Source organism: Frankia sp. R43 (assembly GCF_001306465.1).
Lineage (GTDB): Bacteria > Actinomycetota > Actinomycetes > Frankiales > Frankiaceae > Parafrankia > Parafrankia irregularis.
Map to the genome: position 1 here is coordinate 77,029 of NZ_LFCW01000007.1, position 21,828 is coordinate 98,856.

At 72.4% G+C, this 21,828-nt stretch carries 16 protein-coding genes; 11 read left to right on the forward strand and 5 right to left on the reverse strand.

The genetic code is table 11. From position 1 onward, the window contains the following. The first annotated feature begins 1 nt into the window (after position 1). The 6 genes from ACG83_RS27955 to ACG83_RS27980 are packed head-to-tail and all read left to right on the forward strand — an operon-like array spanning position 2 to position 9,063. Positions 2-4,342: a type I polyketide synthase gene (locus ACG83_RS27955; protein WP_083473622.1), complete on the forward strand. Its 4,341-nt coding sequence runs from the start codon at positions 2-4 to the stop codon at positions 4,340-4,342. Then, complete coding sequence (locus tag ACG83_RS27960) at positions 4,342-4,647, forward strand: acyl carrier protein (protein ID WP_054569248.1); 306 nt, start codon at positions 4,342-4,344, stop codon at positions 4,645-4,647. The genes ACG83_RS27955 and ACG83_RS27960 overlap by 1 nt, the downstream gene beginning before the upstream one ends. A gap of 1 nt (position 4,648) precedes the next feature. Then, on the forward strand, positions 4,649-5,461 hold the full coding sequence (locus tag ACG83_RS27965) for an alpha/beta fold hydrolase (RefSeq protein ID WP_054569249.1): 813 nt from the start codon (positions 4,649-4,651) through the stop codon (positions 5,459-5,461). Continuing rightward, entirely contained in the window at positions 5,458-6,666 is a 1,209-nt protein-coding gene (locus ACG83_RS27970; protein WP_054569250.1) for a glycosyltransferase, read from the forward strand. Before ACG83_RS27965 ends, ACG83_RS27970 begins: the two co-directional genes overlap by 4 nt. Beyond that, positions 6,663-8,432: an ABC transporter ATP-binding protein gene (locus tag ACG83_RS27975; RefSeq protein ID WP_054569251.1), complete on the forward strand. Its 1,770-nt coding sequence runs from the start codon at positions 6,663-6,665 to the stop codon at positions 8,430-8,432. The genes ACG83_RS27970 and ACG83_RS27975 overlap by 4 nt, the downstream gene beginning before the upstream one ends. A 22-nt stretch (positions 8,433-8,454) precedes the next feature. Continuing rightward, positions 8,455-9,063: a TetR/AcrR family transcriptional regulator gene (locus tag ACG83_RS27980; protein ID WP_054569252.1), complete on the forward strand. Its 609-nt coding sequence runs from the start codon at positions 8,455-8,457 to the stop codon at positions 9,061-9,063. On the opposite strand, the gene ACG83_RS27985 is transcribed toward ACG83_RS27980, so the two are convergent. Further along, positions 9,060-10,112: a phospholipase A2 gene (locus ACG83_RS27985; RefSeq protein WP_054569253.1), complete on the reverse strand. Its 1,053-nt coding sequence runs from the start codon at positions 10,110-10,112 to the stop codon at positions 9,060-9,062. The genes ACG83_RS27980 and ACG83_RS27985 overlap by 4 nt on opposite strands. 365 nt (positions 10,113-10,477) lie before the next feature. Between ACG83_RS27985 and ACG83_RS27990 the strand changes: the two genes are divergently transcribed. Continuing rightward, positions 10,478-10,900 carry a molybdopterin-binding protein gene (locus ACG83_RS27990; protein WP_054569254.1) on the forward strand — a complete coding sequence of 141 codons (423 nt, stop codon included), beginning with the start codon at positions 10,478-10,480 and terminating at the stop codon, positions 10,898-10,900. A 123-nt stretch (positions 10,901-11,023) separates the two neighbouring features. Here the strand turns inward: ACG83_RS27990 and ACG83_RS27995 are convergent, their stop codons facing one another. Then, the gene (locus tag ACG83_RS27995) at positions 11,024-12,814 is read right to left on the reverse strand and encodes a PucR family transcriptional regulator (protein ID WP_161934799.1); all 1,791 of its coding nucleotides are present in this window, start codon (positions 12,812-12,814) and stop codon (positions 11,024-11,026) included. Between the two features lie 201 nt (positions 12,815-13,015). On the opposite strand from ACG83_RS27995, the gene ACG83_RS28000 reads away from it, so the two are divergent. The 3 genes from ACG83_RS28000 to ACG83_RS28010 all read left to right on the forward strand — a co-directional run bounded on the left by ACG83_RS28000 (position 13,016) and on the right by ACG83_RS28010 (position 16,887). Then, on the forward strand, positions 13,016-14,593 hold the full coding sequence (locus tag ACG83_RS28000) for a CoA-acylating methylmalonate-semialdehyde dehydrogenase (RefSeq protein WP_054569255.1): 1,578 nt from the start codon (positions 13,016-13,018) through the stop codon (positions 14,591-14,593). A gap of 80 nt (positions 14,594-14,673) precedes the next feature. Further along, positions 14,674-16,155 carry an aspartate aminotransferase family protein gene (locus tag ACG83_RS28005; RefSeq protein WP_235498234.1) on the forward strand — a complete coding sequence of 494 codons (1,482 nt, stop codon included), beginning with the start codon at positions 14,674-14,676 and terminating at the stop codon, positions 16,153-16,155. Positions 16,156-16,374: 219 nt separating this feature from the next. Continuing rightward, positions 16,375-16,887, forward strand: coding sequence for a hypothetical protein (locus ACG83_RS28010; RefSeq protein WP_083473682.1), 513 nt, complete (start codon positions 16,375-16,377; stop codon positions 16,885-16,887). A gap of 115 nt (positions 16,888-17,002) precedes the next feature. Here the strand turns inward: ACG83_RS28010 and ACG83_RS28015 are convergent, their stop codons facing one another. From ACG83_RS28015 to ACG83_RS28025, 3 genes are all read right to left on the reverse strand, one after another. After that, complete coding sequence (locus ACG83_RS28015; RefSeq protein WP_054569257.1) at positions 17,003-18,478, reverse strand: cytochrome P450; 1,476 nt, start codon at positions 18,476-18,478, stop codon at positions 17,003-17,005. A gap of 149 nt (positions 18,479-18,627) precedes the next feature. Then, a complete protein-coding gene (locus ACG83_RS28020; RefSeq protein WP_054569258.1) occupies positions 18,628-20,070 on the reverse strand; it encodes a cell wall metabolism sensor histidine kinase WalK in 1,443 nt (480 codons plus the stop codon). Next, entirely contained in the window at positions 20,067-20,849 is a 783-nt protein-coding gene (locus tag ACG83_RS28025) for a response regulator transcription factor (RefSeq protein ID WP_255354782.1), read from the reverse strand. The genes ACG83_RS28020 and ACG83_RS28025 overlap by 4 nt, the downstream gene beginning before the upstream one ends. A gap of 429 nt (positions 20,850-21,278) precedes the next feature. On the opposite strand from ACG83_RS28025, the gene ACG83_RS28030 reads away from it, so the two are divergent. Next, entirely contained in the window at positions 21,279-21,614 is a 336-nt protein-coding gene (locus ACG83_RS28030; protein WP_054569259.1) for a DUF6458 family protein, read from the forward strand. The last annotated feature ends 214 nt before the right edge of the window (positions 21,615-21,828 follow it).

Sequence of the window (21,828 nt, forward strand, 5' to 3'; positions counted from 1 at the left end):
GATGTCCACTACTTCGACGCCCACAGCCGCCACACCCACAGCCGCCACACCTCCGGGCGCCTCGTCGGACTGGCGGCAGCCGCCGATCGCGGTGGTCGGCATGGCGGTGCTCCTGCCCGGAGCCCCGGACCTGGACACATACTGGCGGAACCTGCTGGCCGGCACGGACGCCATCACCGAGGTGCCGCCGAACCGCTGGGATCCGGCACTCTACGACCCGCGGGGAGCGACCGGCAGGCCCAGCGCCGACAGGATCTACTGTCGGCGCGGCGGGTTCGTCGACGAGTTCGCCGACGCCGATCCGCTCCGCTTCGGCATTCCGCCGCACGAGGTGGAGAGCATCGAGCCCGACCAGCTCATCGCGCTGCGCGTCGCGGCGGCCGCGATCGACGATGCCGGTGGCATCGAACGGCTGGGCGATCTGCGACGGACCGGCGTCGTGCTCGGCCGCGGCGGGTATCTCAGCCCCGGCTTCGTCCGTCTCAATCACCGGGTACGAACCGCCCGCCACCTGGTCGACACGGTCAGCGCCCTGCTCCCCGACCTCGACAGTGATGATCTCGAGAGGATCCGCGCGGCGTTCCTCGAGCCGCTCGGCCCCGAGGCGCCGGAGTCGGCCATGGGCATCGTCCCGAATCTGGCCGCCTCCCGGATCGCCAACAGGCTGAATCTCGGCGGCCCGGCGTTCACCGTCGACGCGGCCTGCGCCTCCTCGCTGGTCGCCGTGGACAGCGCTGTGTCCGCGCTGGCTTCGGGGCGGTGCGACACGATGCTGGCCGGCGGCGTCCACCACTGTCATGACATCACCCTGTGGAGTGTGTTCACGCAGCTGCGGGCCTTGTCGAGGACCCAGCGCAGTCAGCCGTTCGACCGGAACGCGGACGGGCTTCTCATCGGCGAGGGCACCGGAATGGTCGTCCTGCGGCGGCTGGCCGACGCGCGGCGGGACGGGGACCGGATCTACGCGGTGATCCGCGGCACCGGCGTGTCGAGTGACGGGCGCGGCGGCGGGCTGGTCAGTCCCGATCCGGCCGGGCAGGCGGCCGCCGTCGAACGGGCCTGGGACGCCGCCGGCCTCGACCCACGCGCCGCCGGCGCGGTGGGCCTGATGGAAGCCCACGGAACGGGCACCCCGACCGGGGATGAGGCTGAGCTGGCAACCCTGGCCCAGGTCTTCGGTGGCCCCGTCGACGGTGATCCGGACGAGACCCGGCTCGCCGCGCTCGGCTCGGTCAAGGCGATGATCGGGCACACCATGGCGGCCGCCGGCATCGCCGGACTGGTGAAGGCCGTGCTGGCGCTGCACCACCGGGTCCTGCTGCCGGCGGTGAACTGCGCCGAGCCGCATCCGGCGCTCACCACCACCCGTTTTCGGCTGTTACCCGCCCCGGTGCCGTGGGAATCCGCGGGCGTGCGCCGCGCCGGCGTCAACGCGTTCGGGTTCGGCGGTACCAACGCGCACGTGGTGCTGGAGGAGTCCCCCGTCGCCGCGCCGCCCGCTCCGGACCCGGCCCCAGGCACGAGCCCGCGGGCGAGGGAGAGGGCGAGCCTTCTCAGCGCGGTGGCCGAGCCCGAGGTGGTCCTGAGACTGGCCGCGGCGACACCGGACGAGCTGGCGGTCATGCTCGAGGTCGAGGACGAGACGCTGCGGCGCGACGCGGTGGGCACGCCCGCCTTCACCGGCGTCGGGGCACGGCTCGGTCTGGTGAACCCGACCCCGCGACGACTCGCCGCCGCCCGGCACGCGGCCGGCGGTATGCGGCTGGGGACGTGGCAGGCGTGGCGCGGCCGCGGCGAGGTCTGGGCCAGTGCGGAACCGCTGGCAGGGGGGCCCGGCGCCGGCCGTACCGCGTTCGTCTTCCCCGGGCTCGAACCGGAGTTCTCGCCACAGATCCACGATGTCGCCGGCCGTTTCGGGTTCTCCCTGCCGCCGGACCTCTCCGCCGCGGCGCTGGGCACACACGGTACGAGCGTCCTGCTGGTCAGCCGGGTGCTCGACCGGGTGCTGCGGCGGATGCGCATCGAGCCCGACGCCCTCGCCGGGCACAGCATCGGCGAGTGGAGCGCGATGTTCGCCGCCGGAATGTTCGACGAAAGCGAGGCGGACGCCAGCGTCTTCGCCGCCGATCCGTACGACGGGGACGTTCCGCAGGTCGACTACGCCTCGCTGGCCTGCTCGAGCGACGATGCCCGGAAGTTCATAGCCGACTTTCCGGGCGTGGTCCTCTCGCACGACAACGCGCCGCTCAGCACGGTTGTGTGTGGCCCGCCGGCGGCGATCGAGCGACTCGCCGAACGGCTGCGGCGGAAGAACGTCGTCGTCCAGATAATGCCTTTCCGCTCCGGATTCCACACGCCCATGCTGCGGCCCTATCTGCCGGCGCTGCAGGCGCGGACGGATCGTCTCCGTATTCGCCAGGCGGCGCGGGTGGAGCTGTGGTCGGCGACCACCGGCGCGCCGTACCCCGCCGATCTGACCGCCGTCCGTGAGCTGTTCATCCGCCATCTGGTCGAGCCCGTCCTGTTCCGGCAGACGATCGAGGCCATGTACGCGGCTGGCGTCCGGGTGTTCATCCAGGTCGGACCGGGCAGGCTGGGTGGGCTGATCGACGGGGTGCTGGAGGATCGGCCGCATCTGACCATCCCGGCGAACTCCGCCCACCGGGACGGGATCGGCCAGCTCCGCCGGGTCGCGGTGGCCCTCTGGGTCGAACACGGCAACCCCGACTTCGCTGTGCTGGACGGACCGGCGGGTGCGTCCGACCCGGGCGGTCGAACCGCCCTGGTACGGCTCGCCCTGGGCGCGGAGGTCGCCGCCGTCGACCCGACGCGGCTGCCGCGCGTCGGGCCACCCACGGCCGGGCCGGGACAGACCGCGACGGCGATGGCCGGGCACCCGCTGGCGGCCTGGGCGGACCGGGATCCGATGGCCAGACAGATTCTGGACCTGATCACCGACACCGCCGACACCGCCGCCGCCCTGCTGGCACACACGCACACGAACACCACCGAACCGGTGCCGGTGCCGGACGTCGGCCACGCCGCCGGCCCCGCGGGCTCCACGGGCGTACTGCGTGAGGAGCCCTCCGGGCAGGGATGGACGTCGACCCTGCGGGTCTCGGTGGCCGCCATGCCCTACCTGCTTGACCATTCCATGACCCCGCAGCCGCCCTCCTGGCCGGATCTGGAGGACAGCCGGCCGGTGGTGGCGGCGACGACCATCGTCCGGCTGATGGCGGACTACGCGGCGCAGGCGTCGGGACGGATTCCGGTCGGCGTCTACGACACGCGTTTCGACTCCTGGCTGCGCGCGGATCCGCCGGTCGACGTCGCCGTCAGTGTGCGGCCCGAGGCCTCGGACCGGTTCCGGGTGACCTTCGCCGGCTACGCGAGCGGGCTGGTCCGGGTGGCCGACGCGTATTCCGACGTGCGGCCGCCGCGGTGGCCGGTGGACCACGACACCGAGCAGGCGCCCACCATCACCGGTCGAGATCTGTACCGGACACGGATGATGTTCCACGGGCCGGCTTTCCAGGCCGTGACCACCTTCCTGGGTTACGGCCCCTCCCACGTGCGGGCGGTGCTGCGAGGCACCGGCACGCCGGGAGCGCTGCTGGACGCCGCCGGCCAGTTGCTCGGCTACTGGATCAGGATGCGGGAGAAGGACCGGTTCGTCATGTTCCCGGTGCGGTTCGGGGCCATCGAGTTCCACGGCCCCGAACCGGCACGAGGGACCCCGGTCACCTGCCACGTCTGGGTCCGCGAGATCGACGGCGCCCAGGTCGATGCCCACATGCAGCTCGTCGAAGGCAACCAGGTCTGGGCCGTGGTCCACGGCTGGGTGGACCGGCGGTTCGACCTGCCCGCCGAGCTGGACGAGGCCTTCCGCTGGCCGGAGCTGCACCCCCTTTCCCGGCAGGATCCGGACGGCTCCGTCGTCGCCACCGAGCGCTGGGCGGATCTCGCCGTCCGGGAGATGGTGCTGAGCCGGTACATCGGCGCGGCCGAGCGGCCGGAGTACGAGCTGACGCCCCCGCGCCAACGCCGGGAATGGCTGCTGCGGCGGATCGCGGTGAAGGACGCCGTTCGCGGCGAGCTGTGGAAGGCCGGGCGCCGGGAGGTCTTCCCCGTCCAGATCCGGGTGACGGACCGCGTCGAGCCACCGGACCGGGACGCCGCCGCCGAGGTCACGGTGGCCGGAGTCCACGGCTACCCCCTGCCGCCCTTCGCCGTCTCGGTCACGAGCACTCCGGACGAGGCGAGGGCGATCGCCCAGCCTGCGGCCACCGAAGAAGACAGGCACAACGAGACGTATGCGATGTCAAGGAGAACCGAGGCGTGATGACAAATAACAGTCCTGCCAGCCAGGTGCTGACCGAAATCAACGACATGATCAATAAAATCATCCGTAAATACGGCTCACCGCCCACCCAGGTCACCATGGACACGTACTTCCACAGCGATCTCGAACTGGAGAGCATCGACCTGGTGACGCTTGGCGGCCTGCTGGCCGAACGTTACGGCGACCATGTCAGCATGGCCGAGTTCCTCGCCGAGAAGGAACTCGGTGAGGTCATCGCCCTGCGCGTCGGCGAGCTGGTCGACTATGTCACCACCCGGATCAGCACTTCCGCGACCGCGGGCTGAGATGCCGACGATTCACGTCAACGGCGGCGATATTCACTACCTGCACGCGCCGGGGCGCGGTGACGGCCCGGCGCCGACGCTGGTCTGCGTACACGGGCTGGGAACCGACAGCCTGGCCAGTTTCTACCTGACCCTGGCAGCTCCCCTGACCGCCGCCGGCATCAACATGATCTTTTACGATCTGCGTGGCCATGGCAACAGCGAACGGCCCGCGAGCGGGTACCGCGTGCACGACTTCGTCGCCGACCTCGACGGGCTCCTCACCGCGCTCGACGTGCCGTCCCCGGTGCACCTGGTCGGCAACAGCTTCGGCGGCACGATCGCCTTCGCGTTCGCCGCGGCACACCCCGACAGGACAGCCAGCATCGTGTCGATCGAGTCGGAACCGCCCACCACGGCCTGGGCTGACCGGGTCGGCCAGGTCCTGGAGAACACCAGGCAGGAGCTCGCCCGCGAGGAGACCTACCAGCTGATCTCGGCGACCTTCGGTGATCACCATGCCCGGCTGTCACGGCAGGCCTTCCGGCGCCTGCAGGAGACGACGATGGCCGAGGAGATTCCGGCCGGCCCCTTCCTGGACCTGGTGGACCTGGGCCGGATCAGGGTGCCGGTCCTGAGCATCATCGGCAGCGACGGCTTCCAGTCCGAGGACCCGTTCCTGCTGGAAGGCCTGCTGCCGAACTGCCGCACGGTCGTCCTGCAGGACCAGGACCACTCCGTGCTCGTCGAGGCGCACCGGCGGGTGCGGGATCTGCTCCTCGACTGGATCTTCTCCCAGAACTCGGTCGCCGCCGGGCCCGGTGGTCGGACGTGAGTACCTTCCTGCTGGTCGTTCCACCCCTCACGGGTCACATCACCCCACTGGTCGCCGTGGCCGAGCAACTGGGTCTTCTCGGGCACCGGGTCGTCTGGTCCGGCGACCCGGCACCGATCAGAGAGCTGGCCGGCCCGACCGCGGTGGTACACCCCGCGCTCGCGGGCAACGTCGGCGCCGCCAGCCGCGGCGCCGACCTGCGGGGATACGCCGCCGCGCAGGCGCTCTGGGAGGACTACCTCATCCCGCTGGCCGCCGCCACCCACGAGTCGGTGGCCGAGGCGGCCAAGCGGTTCGACGCCGACCTCGTCGTCGCCGACATGCAGGCGCTGGCCGGCCCGCTCGCCGCGGCCCGCCTGGGGATCCCGTGGGCCACCTCGGCCTCCACCTCGGGCTCGTTGGGAGACATGTTCGCCGCCACGCCCAGGATCCGGCAGTGGCTCGACGGACTGTTCACGGACCTGATCGCACGGCTGCCCGGCGACGCGGCCACGACGCTGACCCCCGCGACCCTGGAACGTTCCCCGCATCTGGTTCTCGCCTTCACCACGGAGGCTCTCGCCGGCACGGTGCAGGTCGCGGGGCCACCGCCCGCCTGGATCGGCCCCGCGCTGCGCAGGCAAGACCGGTCGCAGGACGACCCGAAGCCAGCCAACCCCTTTCCCTGGGCACGGCTCGACGCCCGGCGGCCGTTGATCACCGTCAGCCTGGGCACGGTCAACAACCGGGTCGGCGGGCCCTTCCTACGGGCCTGCGCGCAGGCCCTGGGCCAGCTCGGCGACCGCGTCCAGGGCGTGTTGGCCGACCCGCTCGGCGCGGTCGACGCCGTCCCCGACAACGTCCTCACCTGGGGGCACCTACCCATGCTGGCTCTGCTGCCGCGCACGGCAGCGGTCGTCTGCCACGCGGGTCACAACACCGTGTGTGAGGCGCTCACGCACGATCTGCCGCTGGTCGTCGCGCCGATACGCGACGACCAGCCGGTCGTCGCCCAGCAGGTGGTCGACGCGGGCGCCGGCATCCGGCTGCGTTTCGCCAGGGCGACCCCGGACCTGATCGCGGACGCCATCGTCGCCGTCCTGCGGGAGCCTGGCTACGGGCTCGCGGCCCGGCGGATCGGTGCCTCGTTCCGGCGGGCCGGCGGCGCCGTGGCCGCCGCGGATCTGCTGGTGCGCCTCGTCGACGCGGGCACCCCGGTCCGATGAACGCCCAGGCGCACGACCTTCGCCTGCCGCGGCATCGCCCACACAGCCCGCTGCGGCTGGCCCTCAGCTACACCACCGGCTTCCGGCTTCGGCTGGCGGTCGGCAGCGTCCTCACCCTGGCGGGAACAGCGTTCTCCCTGGCCCAGCCGCTCATCGCGCAGCGCATCCTGGACCGACTCGCTCGCGACCAGCCGATCGTCACCCTGCTGGCGCTGCTCGCCGGGGCGGTCGCCCTCGGGACGGTCATCGCCGCGCTGGGCTACTTCGTCGTCGAGTCGGTCGGCGAATCCGTGGTGCGAACCGTCCGGCGGCTGCTGGCGCAGCGCATCCTGCGGCTGCGGACACCGGTGTTCGACGACGTCGAGGCGGGGGATCTCATCTCCCGCCTGGTCGCGGACACAACCCTGCTGCGCCAGGTCACCACCCAGGCCATGGTGGCGTCGATCACCGCGACGATCGGCCTGGTGGGCTCACTAGTGATCATGGGCCTGATCGACTACATGCTCCTGGCTGTCACCCTGACGGCCGTCGTGACCATGAGCGTCGTGGTGCGCTGGTCCGCCGTCAGGATCGGACGCGCGTCGGGAAAGGCCCAGGAGGCCGTCGGCTTCATGGCGACCCTCCTGGACCGCGACCTCGGAGCCTTCAGGACGGTCAAGGCCGCCGGAGCCGAGCAGAACGAGATCGGCCTGCTGACCGCCGCAGCCGACACCGCGTGGCGGCGCGGCCTGCGGGTGGCCGGATGGCAGGCCGCCAGCGGGGCGTCCACGAGCCTCATCCTGCAGACGTCGTTCCTCGCCGTCCTGGGAGTGGGCGGCGCCCGGGTGACCGCCGGAAAGCTGACCCTCGCGGACCTGATCGCCTACCTGCTCTACATGTTCTTCCTGACCCAGCCGGTCATGACCCTGGCGGGCGCCTGGGGCCAGCTCAAGGTCGGCAGCGCCGCCATCGCACGCGTCCAGGCCGTCCTGGCCCTCGCCGTCGAACCCGTGGGAACGGAATCCGCGGCGCCCGGCCCCGACCGAAGCCGTGCGAGCGTTTTCTTCGAGAATGTCGTGTTCACCTACCGAGCGGGGCTGCCGACCGTGCATCGCGGCGTGACGTTCGCCGTTCCCGCGGGAAGAATGACCGCGGTCGTCGGCCCGTCCGGAGCCGGGAAAACCAGCCTCTTCGCACTCCTCGAACGCTTCTACGAAATACAGTCGGGTCGCATACTCGTGGACGGGATGGATATTCGGGAATGGCCGCTCGCGGACCTGCGGCGGGCGATCGGCTATGTGGAGCAGGAAAGCCCGGTACTCGCGGGGACGCTGCGGGAGAACCTCACCCTGGGACTCGCCGGCATCAGTGACGGGCAGCTGTGGGAGATCGTCCACCTCGCGCAGCTCGGCGACGTCGTCCAGGCGCTTCCCGGCGGCCTGGACGGCTGGATCGGCTACCGCGGCGGCAGCCTCTCCGGCGGTCAACGGCAGCGGATCGCGATCGGCCGGGCGCTGCTGCGTCGCCCCCGGCTGCTGCTGCTGGACGAGGCGACCTCGGCCCTGGACGCGACCAACGAGGCGGCGCTGCGTGCCACCATCGCCGCCGCCTCGGAGGTGACGACAGTGATGGTCATAGCCCACCGGCTGTCAACCGTCGTCGAGGCCGGCCAGATCCTCGTCATGGAATCCGGACGGGTGCGCGCCTGCGGCACCCACCGGGAACTGCTCGACTTCGATCCGGTCTACCAGGAGCTCGCGAGAACGCAGCTGCTCATCCCGACCTGAATGAATCCGATGGGAAGGTGCCGTGACCAGCATCGACGATGCCGAGCCCACCACGCGTGACCGTCTGCTCGACGCCGCCGAACGGCTACTGCTCGAGGAGGGCTACGCGGCTGTCACCTCACGGCGGGTCGGCGCCCACGCCGGGCTGACCCCGCCGCTGGTGCACTACTACTTCCGCACCATGGACGACCTGTTCCTGGCGATGTTCCGCCGCCGCGCGGACGCCGGCCTCCAGCTGCTACACGAACTGGTCCGCTCCCGCCCGACGCTGCGCGAGCTGTGGGACCTGCGCGAGGTGGGCGTCATCACGAGCACTCGCTTCAACCTGGAGTTCATGGCTCTGGCCAACCATCGCAAGGCGATCCGCGCGGCGATCGTCGAGTACTACCAGCGATACCGCCAGCTTCAGCTCGACGCCTTCACCGCGGCACTGGCCGATCTGCGCGTCCCGCCGGACCTCTGCCCACCACCGGTGGCGCATCTGGTGATGCTCGGCGTCACCCAGCTGATCGCCATCGACGCGGAGCTCGGCCTGGGTTCGGATTACGAGAGTGTGCTCGACTTCATCAACCGGCACACCGACGGTCTCGCCCAGGGATTTGTTCCCCGCCGGGTCCCTTCGGCTCGCTAGCCGAAGGCGCGGACGGCGTCGTACATCAGCTGGGCGGCGCGCTGGCAGGTGACCTTCACCCCGAACCAGATCACCTGCGGTTCGCCGGCCGACCCGCAGGTCGCGCGCAGGTCGGTGAGGAACTGGTTGTCGATCGCGAGCCTGCGCTGCTGGGTGGGGTCGACCTTCGGGCCGTTCAGGAAGTTGCGGTAACCGAAGTCGTGGCGCAGGCACGGGCCGGCGAACAGGGCGTCCACCTCGGGCGGGGTCGGGCCGCTGCAGCCGTCGGTCGTCCACACCAGCTCACCGCCGGCCGGGCCGGCCGCCCGGGCGTCGCGCACGACGACGAAGTCCGCCAGCGGGAGCCCGTACACGCTGGGCACGTCGACCGCGGGCACCTCCCCGCCGGGTGACTCGTGGGTGTCGGTGTCCTCCCCCGTGACGTACACGGCGCCGCCCTGGAAGTAGCTGACGCTGTCCGCGCCTGCGGCCGGGCGGGGGTCCAGAAGCGGGTAGCCGAGCGGGCCGTCCGCGCCGCCGCGGTCCGCCCAGGCGTCGGCAGCGGGCTCGGTGACGACGTGGGTGCCGGTCGACGGGCTGGTGGCGATCGTGCCGTTCTCGAACCGCTGGGTCGAGCCGACGCCGGCTCGCGTCGCGTCGTCGACGGGACGTCCCAGTGCGCCGGTGGTGCCACCGAGCTGGGCGTAGCGGGTGTAGATCTGCCCGCAGACGTCGAAGTCGCCGACCTGGTGGCAGGTGTCACCGCCCGCCGCGGGCGTCGCGGGCCGCGTTGTCGGATCGGCCGACGGGTCGGCGTCCGGCTCCGCGGGACCGCCCGGATCCGCGGAGTCGATCAGATCCGCGTCAACCGTTGTCCGGGGCGGATCCGGCCGGCTCGTCGGCTCCGTTCCCGCCGGGGTCATCGACGGCGACGGCTCGCCGGCCTGCAGACCAGCGGCGCCGGGCTGACAACCGGCCGTCAGCAGGACGAGCGTCAGCATGGTGGCCGCGGCTGTCGCGGCACGGCGCGACAGCCGGACGCGCGTGGCGGGGCCTCGACGCTCCGACATGGTCTGCTTCCTCTCGACCATTCGCACACTAGGTCCCGAACGGCCCGTGGTGACCCGTTTTCTCCTGTGCAATGACCGACAGGTCGGTCACCGACCGCTTCCGTGGCGCCGCGGCGCGCGGCTTACGCCACCAAGGGCGGCCGGGGGCGGCCGTGGCCACCCATCCCACGATGATCGTTCCCGTGAAAGTCCATGTTCTTGGATGCGTAGGGCAACACCCCTGCCACTCCGCAGGCACGGGGATGCGGACGTGAACAGGTCCGCGCTTTCGGAACCGGCGGCGCGCCGTCGATGTGCGCAGGTGACGTCCACTCAGGTAAGGAGGGGAGAGCAGCCAGGCAGAGCCCAGTACACCAGGGGGAACGATGAGTCTGAGCATTCGTAACCGGCTGACCGGAACAGTGGCCGAAATTTCCGACGGCGCAGTAATGAGCACAGTACGGATTACCCTTTCCGGCGGGCAGACCGTGACAGCGGCGATTACTCTCGACGCGGTCAAGGATCTCGGTGTTTCCACGGGTTCCGCGGTCGAGGTGCTGTTCAAGTCGACCGAGGTGGCGCTGGCCACCGGCAGCGTGGACGGCCTGAGCATCCGCAACCAGCTGCCCGGCACGGTGTCCGGCCTGGAGACCGGTGGCGCCATGGCCGTCGCGCACATCGCCCTCGAGCACGGCGGCGAGCTCACCTCGGCGATCACAGTGGACGCCGCGACCGCCCTCGGCCTCGCCCAGGGTTCGCCCGTGACGGCGCTGATCAAGTCGACCGAGGTGTCGCTCTCGGCGGTCTGATCCGGCCCGGCGCGTCCTGGCGCAGGTGCCGGTCCGGGTCCACCGACCACGGGCCGGCACCGGGGCACCCGCGACCATCGTGCCTGGCCGCCGGCGGCCGCCGAAGAGGCGTGACGTCGGCGCCTATCCAGGCCGCGGCGGACGAACCGCCGTGTTCGGGCGGGCGGCCGCCACGTCGTGCGCCAGCAGAGCCAGGTGCAGCGACGTGCGGATCTCCGGGTCGTCCAGGCTGGCGCCGATAACCTGCTCGGCTTTCTCGAGCCGTGCGTAGAACGCCGGTCGGGACAGGTGGATCGACGCGGCGGCACTCGCCTTGCTGGTGGGATGGGCCAGCAGGGCCCGCACGGCGCCGACGAGGTCGGTGGACCACCGGGCGTCATGGGCACGCAGACCGGCCAGCTCACGGTCGACGAACGCGGCCAGCCGCGGGTCGGTGCCGAGCAACGCGATCAGCCCCCGGACGTGGACGTCGTCGAGCCGGTGCACCACCCGTGCCGGGTCGGCGCCGGACGTGTCGCCGACCGACTCCAGCACCTGCCGGGCCTCGGCGAGCGTCGCACCGAGGCGCGCCGGCTCGTTGACCGGTCGTGATGCCGCGACGACCACCGCATGGCGCCGGCGGACGTCGGCCGCGAGACCGTCGACCGTGGCGTCGACCGCACCGCCCGGGGCATGCGGGCCTCCCGGGACGTTCGCGCCTCCCGGGACATTCGTGGCCGGCAGGGACAGCAGCGCGTGGACGTCCGGCCCGATCTGGCTGACGAGGGCGGGCAGCCGCCGGGTGCGGGTGGCGTGCACGACGGCCGCGACGACGTCACCGATGTCCGCTCCGGCAGTAGGACGCAGCGCGACCGCGACGAAGCGGCGCCGCCGCAGCGGCAGCCCGGCCAGCTCACAGCGACGCAGGGCGTCCGCGGTCGGCCGGACCGCCAGCGCCAGCATGATCTCGTGGTGGCTGCGGCGGACGAGGCCGTCGCGGTCCCGATCGTTGAGCCGCCGCAGTGCGACGGCCGCGGCCGCCCGCTCGGCGAGGACGACGAGGCGGTCTCCGGGCGGCTGCGCGGTGACGATGACGAGGCGGCCCCAGCGCCGCTTCCCTGCGCCGACCGGTGCGACCAGCCAGCCGACCGAGGCGTCCCAGCGGGTCGATCCCGCGGTCGCGGTGAGCTCGGCAGTGGACGTGAGCGCGGTCGTCGTGGCCTCGACAGTCGCGGACAGGCCTGTGTGCTCGGCCGGGCGTGCGGGTTCGGCCCCGTCGGAGGATTCGGCCGCGTCCGCGGGCCCGGGGGCGCCCACCAGACGGGAGATCTCGGGCCAGTCGGCGAGCAGCTCCGCGTCGTCACCGGTCGGGTCGGCCGCGAAGGCGACGACATGGTGCTCGTCCGACTCCAGCACGACGGGCAGGCCGGCGATCCGGTGCGCCGCCTGCAGGATCTCCGGGACCTCGGCCTCGGCGAGGCTCAGCCGGGTGAAGGTCGTGTGGATGCGTTCGACCGCCCGCAGCTCGGTCAGCTGACCGTCGACGATGCGCTCACCGACTGCCTGCGCGATCGCCGCGAACCGGACCTCCCGGCCCAGGGCCACCAAGGGCAGGCCATGGGCGGCACAGGCACGCACGACACCCGCGGGCAGACCGGCCGACCAGCGGCGGTGCAGCTCGACGACGAGGCCGGCCGCCTCGACGTCGGCGAGGCTCGCGACGAAGGCCACCTGCGCAGCCTCGTCGGACGACCACAGGCTTCCCGTCGTCAGCACGAGCTCGCCGCCGCGCAGCAGGGTCGCGATGTCCGGCAGCTCGGACGAGTGGACCCACCGGACGTCCCGGTCGAGACCGACCTCACCGGCGACGACCAGGGGCCGCGCACCGCGCACGACCGGCATCCGCAGCACCTCACGCAACGTCGGCAGTGCCACCCCGGCTCCTCCCCGCTCCCCACTTCCCGCTCCCCGCCGCCGAGTCGACCGCCCGGCGCCCCGGCGCATCGTACGGACGTCTCCCGACGAACTGTAAGGAAGTGTCCCAAATTCGTTACGGATCGTCGGAGGCGGCCGCGGGCCGGCGGCGTTCTAATCGAGCTGACGCGACGAGCCGCGCGACAGGTGAGGCAGGAGAACATGACCACGACGACCAGCACCGACACCATCGCGCACTGGGTGGACGGAGCGTTGTACGAGCCGGCCGGGAGCGCGACGGCCCCCGTGACCAACCCCGCGACCGGCGCGACGACCGGCGCGGTGCTGCTCGCCGACGCACCGGCCGCCGCGCGCGTCATCGGGGGTGCCGCCGCGGCGGCACCCGGCTGGGCCGCCACCTCGCTCGCCCGGCGCACACAGATCGTCTTCCGCTTCCGCGAGCTGCTGAACGCCCGCAAGGACGAGCTGGCCCGCATCATCACCAGCGAGCACGGCAAGGTCCACTCGGACGCGCTCGGCGAGGTCAGCCGCGGCCAGGAGGTCGTCGAGTTCGCCTGCGGTATCTCCCACCTGCTTCGCGGCGGGTTCTCACCGAACGCGTCGACCGGGGTCGACGTCCACTCCCGTCGGGAGCCGCTGGGGGTGGTCGGGATCATCAGCCCGTTCAACTTCCCGGCGATGGTCCCGATGTGGTTCTTCCCGATCGCGATCGCCGCGGGCAACGCGGTCGTGCTCAAACCGAGCGAGAAGGCGCCCTCGGCGGCACTCTGGCTCGCTCGGCTGTGGCAGGAGGCCGGCCTTCCCGACGGGGTGTTCAACGTCCTGCACGGGGACAAGGCCGCGGTCGACGCCCTGCTGGACAGCCCGGACGTCGCGGCGATCAGCTTCGTCGGCTCCACCCCGGTGGCCGAGTACGTCTACACCCGCGCCAGCGCCCACGGCAAGCGCGTCCAGGCCCTCGGCGGTGCCAAGAACCACATGGTCGTCCTGCCCGACGCCGACCTCGACCTGGCCGCCGACGCCGCCGTCAGCGCCGGCTACGGCAGCGCCGGCGAGCGGTGCATGGCCATCAGCGTGCTGGTCGCCGTCGACCCGATCGGTGACGAGCTGGTGGCGAGGATCGCCGAACGCACCCGCGGGCTCGTCACCGGGGACGGCGCGGCCGTCGCCACCGGCAGCACCGGCAGCACCGGCAGCACCGGCGGCCATGCCGGCACCGACCGCGAAAGCGACATGGGGCCGCTCGTCACCCGTGCCCACCGGGACCGGGTCGCGGACCTCGTCGCGCAGGGCGAGGCCGCCGGCGCCAAGCTGGTCGTCGACGGCCGAGGCGTCGAGCCGCGTGGCGACGCCGCCGGCTTCTGGCTCGGCCCGACGCTGTTCGACCAGGTGACACCGGACATGCCGATCTACGCCGAGGAGATCTTCGGGCCGGTGCTGTCGGTCGTCCGCGTTCCCAGCTACGCCGCGGCGCTCGAACTGGTCAACGGCAACCCGTACGGCAACGGCACCGCGATCTTCACGGCCGACGGCGGGGCTGCCCGCCGGTTCGAGAACGAGGTGCGGGTCGGCATGATCGGCGTGAACGTGCCGATCCCGGTCCCCGTCGCCTACTACTCGTTCGGCGGATGGAAGCGGTCGCTGTTCGGCGACACCCATGCCCACGGGACCGAGGGCGTCCACTTCTTCACCCGCGCCAAGGTCGTGACATCGCGCTGGCCGGACCCGGCCAGTCGCTCAGGCGGCGGCCTCCAGCTCGGGTTCCCCCAGAACGCCTGACCGCCGACCACCGAGCACCGAGCACCGACGCCGGAGCACTGACGCCCGGGCACCGACCACCGCGGCCGAGAGGACCACCAATGACGACGAACGACACCATCACCGCGACCGGCCGCACCACATCGAACAGCCGCATCACCTCGAGCAGCCGCATCACCTCGAGCAGCCGCAGCGCGTCGGCCAGCCGCACCTCCCCGACCGGCGGCCTGGCCGCGCGCGGCGGCGGCTCCGCGGTGCCGCGCACACCCGCCGCCGCGCGGACGTACGAGCTCGACCGCAGGCACGTCTTCCACTCCTGGTCGGCCCAGGAGCGGATCAGCCCGATGGTGATCACCCGCGCCGAGGGGTCCTGGGTGTGGGACGACTACGACCACCCGCTGCTCGACTTCAGCTCGCAGCTCGTGTTCACGAACCTCGGCCACCAGCACCCGCGGGTGGTCGCGGCGATCCAGCAGCAGGCGGCCACGCTGTGCACGGTCGCCCCGCAGCACGCGAACGCGGCGCGCGGCGAGGCGGCCCGGCTGATCCTGTCGCACCTGCCGGACACCTTCGAGAAGATCTTCTTCACGAACGGCGGGGCCGACGCGGTCGAGCACGCCATTCGGATGGCCCGGCTGCACACCGGACGGATCAAGGTGCTCTCGGCCTACCGCTCGTACCACGGCGGCACCGACCTGGCGATCAACGTGACCGGTGACCCGCGCCGGTGGGAGAACGACCACGGCGCCGCCGGGGTCGTCCACTTCTTCGGGCCGTTCCTGTACCGCAGCCCGTTCCACGCGACGGACGAGGCGCAGGAGCGCGAGCGCGCCCTCGCCCACCTGGAGCAGGTCATCGCGCTGGAGGGGCCGGGGACGATCGCCGCAGTCGTGCTGGAGTCCATCCCCGGAACGGCCGGTGTCATGGTTCCCCCGGCGGGCTATCTGCGGGGGGTCCGTGAGCTCTGCGACCACCACGGCCTGATCATGATCGTCGACGAGGTGATGGCCGGGTTCGGCCGCGCCGGGCGCTGGTTCGCGTTCGAGCTCGACGACGTCCGGCCCGACCTGGTGACGTTCGCGAAGGGCGTCACCAGCGGGTACGTGCCGCTCGGCGGGGTCGCGATCACCGGCCCGGTGCTGCGGGCCTTCGACGACCGGGCCTATCCCGGCGGGCTGACCTACTCGGGCCATCCGCTGGCCTGCGCGGCGGCGGTGGCGACCGTCCGCGCGATGGAGGACGAGGGCACCGTGGCGGCAGCCGACCGCCTCGGTCGGGACGTCCTCGGCCCCGGCCTGCGCGGTCTCGCGGCGCGGCATCCGGTGATCGGTGACGTCCGCGGCGTCGGTGCCTTCTGGGCTCTCGACCTCGTCGAGGACCGGGCGAGCCGCACACCGATCGCCCCGACCGGCGGAACCAGCGAACGCATGGGACGCATCACCGCGGCCTGCCGGGCCGAGGGTCTGCTGCCGTTCGTGAGCAGCAACCGGATCCACGTCGTGCCCCCGCTGAACATCTCGGACGGCGACGCCCGTGCCGGCCTCGCGATGCTCGACCGCGCCCTGGGCGCCGCCGAAGGCTGACCCGCGCGGCCTCTCCCGGCCTCTCACGGATCTCACACGTTCCTCAGAACCCTTCCGCATCGGCCGCTGGTGTGGTGACGGTGTCGGATCCCGCCGGCGCGGCGCGTCGGTACGAGGGCTCCGACCTGTGTCCTCATGCCATCGAGGTCGGGAGATGCGGTTGTGAACGCTCGGAGCCGGGTTCACCGGGGTGCCGCCGTCCTTGTCGGATGCGTGCTGATGACGAGTGTGTCGGCCTGCCGGGCCGGCGCGGGTCAGGCGGGCAGCGCGGCGGCCGACAGCACGACCACGACCACGACCGCGACCGCCGCGCCGGCCACGGCTGCCGCGACGACGCCGGCGGAAGCCGGGCAGCCAGCGGCGCCGGTGGGCACGGGCGACGGCGGCCCGGGGTCGCTGACCCTCGCCATCACCAGCCCGGTCATGCTCAGCGGCCACGTCAACACCACGGTGAGCTGCGAAACCGCCGCCCGCAGGTACGTCGCCTCGGCCACCGGCACGCTCGACGGCGCCACCGTCACGCAGAACGTGCGCGTCGCCGGCTACGCGGGCCCGGGGAGCTATCCGGCGGTGATCAGCGTGTCGGTGGTGGCGGCCGACGGGTCGAAATACGCGATCAGTGCGGTCCCGACAACAGTGCAGGTCACCGCGGATGGCGGTGCGGTCTCCTTCAACGCCAGCACCTCCGGCGGGCGTGCCCTGGCCGGCTCGATCAGCTGGGCCTGCTCCTGACGCGGCGGCGCGGGAGCCGACAGATCGGGGGGCTCCCGCGCCGCCGCGTGCCCACACCGCCGCGTGCCCACACCGCCGCGTGCCCACACCGCCGCGTGCCCGCACCGCCGCGCTCTCAGCGCCGGCTGTGCACGATCATCGACACGGGGCCCCGCGGACGGAGGGTGATCGCCGGTTCGGGTTGGACCGGGGTGTTGCTGGCCGGAGTCAGCGTCCACCGGCCGGCGATCGTTGCCAGGGCCAGGACACCTTCCGCGACGGCGAAGCCGTTCCCGATGCACTGACGCCTGCCACCACCGAACGGAAAATAGGCAAACCGCGGCCGCGTACCGGACGAATCAGTCGCAACGGCCCCACCGGCCGCGTCGGACGTACCAGCGGCACCACCCGCCGGTTCGAGCCAGCGGCCGGGATCGAACCGTTCCGGATGAGGCCACCAGCGTCCGTCCCGGTGCATCACCCACTGGCCGATGACCAGCGTCGACCAGGCCGGCAGCAGGTACCCGGCCACCTCCCGGTCCTCCACGAGGTGGCGGACCATCGCCCACACGGGCGGGTACAGCCGCATGGATTCGTTGAACACCGCGTTGGTGTAGGCAAGCCGCGGCAGATCGTCGAAGGTCGGCAGCCGGCCGGCGAGGACGGTGTCGAGTTCCTCGCCCAGCTTCGCCGCGACCGCTGGTGCACCGCCAAGCAGGTGGAACGTCCAGGTCAGGGCATTCGCGGCGGTTTCGTGACCGGCGAGCAGGAGGGTCACGGCCTCGTCCCTGATCTCGTGGTCGGTCAGCTGCCCGCCGGTGTCGCCGTCCCGGGCGGCCATCAGCAGCGACATCAGATCAGTGCCGCCGGCCCCCGCGGCGCGATGCGCGTCGATCAGGTCGTAGATGGTCCGGTCGAGCGCGGCCCGGGTAGCGCGGCGACGGCGGACCGACGGCAGAGGGAGCCGCGACGACTCCCCCAGCCCCAGCCCGCTGGCCTGCTGGACCGCCGAGCCGGACATCGTCTCGTCGAGAGCGGCGCGGACGACGTCCAGGACATGGTCGCTGATGTCGACGTCGAAGATGGTCCGAGCGACGATCGCCAGGGTCATCTCGGACATCTCGGCGTGCACGTCGAGTCGCTGGCCGTCGTGCCAGCTCGCCGCGGTGGACTCCGCGATGGCGACGAACTGCTGGCCGTATTCCGCGATGCGCTGTTTGTGGAACAGCGGCTGCATGAGCCGCCGCTGTCGCAGGTGATCCTCACCCGCGCTGGTCAGCAGGCCGTCACCGAGCAGCGTCCGCAGCGGCTGGACGACGCGGCGCCGGGAACCGGGGCCGCTCAGCACCGCGCCCTTGCCGTACGCCTTCTGACCGCCCACGAGGATGTCCCCGATCGCCTCCGGGTCGCTGACGAGGAACAGCGACACCGGCCACCGGATCAGGCGCACCAACGGCCCGTACCGGTCGTGCAGCGCGGTGAACTGGGACAACGGATCTGCGCGCATGCGACGTACCGCCGCGAGCGGCCCGTCGGCCGGCCCGGGCACCTCGTCGACGGGACGCGGCGCACGCTGGGTGCTCCGCGTCGTCACCAGAGAAGCAGACACCACAAGGGACCTTTCGCGATCGGGGCGCCGGTCGCGGACGGGCGTCTTCCGACACCGGCCGCTCAGACCGGACACGGCCACGCTTTGCACGGTAGGCGCGCCGGCAGCGGACCGCACCCCGTCAGCCAGGAGCACGTCAGCCAGGCAGCACGTCAGCCAGGCAGCACGATCCGCACGGTGAGGCCGCGGCCGTCGTCGGCGCTGGCCTGGGCGTGGGCGCTGCCGCCGTGCGCGGCGGCGACCGCGGCCACGATCGCCATCCCGAGGCCGCTGCCGCCGCGGCCGCGCTCCCGCCCGGCGGCCGAGCGGTAGAAGCGGTCGAAGATCCGATCGAGGTCGGCCGGGGCCATCCCGGGGCCGTCGTCGCGGACGCGCAGCTCGACCTGACCGTCCACCGGGCCGCGCAGGCTGACCTCGGCCGGCGTCCCGGCCGGGGTGTGCACGCGGACGTTGGCGAGCAGGTTGCCGATCACCTGCCGCAGCGCGTCAGGGTCGCCCACGACCGGGCAGGCCGACGGGCCCAGCACGGTCAGGGGGCGGTCCGGCTCCACCGCGGCAGCGTCGGCGACCGCGTCCCGCACGACGGCGGCCAGGTCGACCTCGTCGCGTGCCAGCGGCCGCGCCTCGTCGAGGTGGGCGAGGTAGAGCATGTCGTCGACGAGCGTGCCCATCCGCCTCGTCTCGTCCTGCACCCGGCGCAGCGCGTCGTCCGTGCCCGACGGCGGCACCATGCCCTGGCGCAGCATGTCGACGTACCCGCGCACCGACGTCAACGGGGTGCGCAGCTCGTGCGAGGCGTCGGCGACGAACCGGCGCAGGCGCTGCTGGGAGCGGCGGCGATCCTCGAAGGCCGCCTGGATCTGGGCGAGCATCACGTTGAGCGCGGCGGCGAGCTGGCCGGTCTCGCTGCGGGGCGGGCCGTGCGCCACCCGGCGGGCGAGATCGCCGCCGGCGATGGCGACAGCCGTGTCGGTGATGTCGCGCAGCGGGCGCAGTCCGCGGCCGAGCAGGAACCAGGCACTCGCCCCGCCGAGCGCCAGCACCGCGGCACCGGCCAGGACCTCGATGAGGATCAACTGCCCGGTCGTCTCGACGACCGGGCGCATCGGCAGCGCGACCAGGGCTGTGACACCGCTCGGCAGCTCCCCGACGACCGCCCGGTACCGGACGCCGCCTGCCACCACCCCGAACGGTGCTCCCGCGGCGATCCGCCCGTCCAGGTCCGGGACCGCCGCGAGCAGACTGCCCGCGCCTGAGCTGCCAGCGCCTGAGCTGCCGGAGGCCGAGCTGCCCGCGGCTGGCGTCTCGGCGAGGCCGGTCAGCACCAGCAGCGAGCCGTCCGGCTCCCGCATCTCGACGACGAAGTCGGTGGGGGCCACCACCTGCTGCAGCCCGGCGCCGTGCAGCAGCGGAGCAAGCTGGGACAGCGCCGTCGCGGCGCGGGTCTCGAACAGGGACTGCGCGGCCCGCAGCCGGCGGTCGGTCTGGTCGACGAGATGGGAACGCAGGGCCAGCACGCTCGCGGCGCCCGCGGCGGTCAGGCAGACCGCCATCAGGGCGAGCAGGCCGAACATCAACCTGGCTCGCAGCGTCACGGCTGGACCGCTGTTCCGTCCGGCTCCGCGGAACCGCCCGGCTCAGCTCGCCCCGGGGCCACGCCGCCGGGCTCCGTGCGGGCGCGCAGCGCGTACCCGAACCCGCGCTGGGTGTGGATCAGCGGCGGGCCGTGCGGGGCCAGCTTGCGCCGCAGGTAGCTGACGTACTGGTCGACCACCGTGAGACCGCCGCGGAAGTCCTCGCTCCACACCGCGTCGAGGATCTGCTCCCGGGACAGCACCCGGTTCGGGTTCTCCAGCAGGTAACGCAGCAGCCTGAACTCGGTCGGCGCGAGCTCGACCGGGTGGCCGGCACGGGTGACCTGATGCGTGTCCTCGTCCAGGACGACGTCGGCGAACTCCAGCACCGACGCCCGCGCCCGCGCCGGCACGGGCTGCTCGCGCCGCGTCCGCCGCAGCACGGCGCGCACCCGCGCGACCAGCTCGTCGATCGCGAACGGCTTGGTGACGTAGTCGTCGCCGCCGTAGGTCAGCCCGGCGACCTTGTCGGCGTGCCGGTCCCGCGCGGTCAGGAACACCACCGGCACCTCGACGCCGGCCTGCCGCCACTGCCGGCACAGCGCAAGCCCCTCGCAGTCGGGCAGCATGACGTCGAGCACCACCAGGTCCGGGCAGCTGGCGGTCACCGCGGCGGTGGCCTCCCGGCCGGAGCTGGCGGTCTCGACCTCGAAGCCGTGGAACCGCAGCGCCATCCGCAGCATGTCCACGATGTTGGGCTCGTCGTCGACGACCAGCAGCCGCAGCGCCTTCGTGTCCACGCCCCACCCCCGACGCTGCGTGCTTGCGACCCGGTGAGGAGAACATACGAGTTCGTGGCGGATCGGGCGTCACCGGGCCGTCACCTGCCAGCTCAGGCGCCGGACCGGATACCGGATCAGGCGCCGGATCGGATGCCGGATGGATCAGGCGCCGGTGGCGCGGTGGTCCTGGATCGACCCCTCACCGCACCGTCGAGGTGGGCGCCGTCGCCCCCGGACAGGCCCAGCGGACGTCCACGCGACCGACCTGACCCGGCCGAGCCGCCGGGGAAACCGGCGAGCCCGAAAAATTCTTTGTTTGAGTATTTCTTCGGATCCGACGGACTATCACGCCCGATGCCGGGTAGCTCACGCTCCATCGCCGCCCGGGCAGGCCAGGCCGGGCGCCTCGTCCCGCCCACGCGGGATGTCATGGAAGGAGCGCAGACCATGGGCATCGGCGCAGCCATCGCTTTGATGGCGCTCGGCGCGATCCTCACATTCGCCGTCGACGTCAGCGTTTCCGGGCTCGACATCGCGGTCATCGGCATTGTTCTGATGCTGGCGGGCGCCGCCGGGCTCATCCTCGATCTCGCCGTGTTCGCGCCGCGCCGCCGCCGGGTCGGCTACGGCGCCGGCCTGGCGGAGTCCGACAGCGAGCTCTACCCGCCCGGCGTCGACTCCCCGCCTGGCAGCGACTACCAGCGGACCACCGACGTCTACGAGGACCAGCCGGCCGGCCGGCCCTGGCGCCGGCGCCGGGTCACCGACGTCTACCGCGGCTGATCGCACCGCAGCGCCCACCAGCGCTCCCAGACCAGACCGCAGCCACATCGCCACACCGGCCGCCCTACCGTGCGTGGACAGCGTGGTCCCGCGCGGGTCGCCCCCGTCACACCAGAATCCCCCGGTGACGGGGGCGGCCCGCGCGAGACCACCTGCCAGGAGAGCCGAACGAGCCACCACGCCAGATTGCCTGCGATCCGTCAGACAGGTCGGC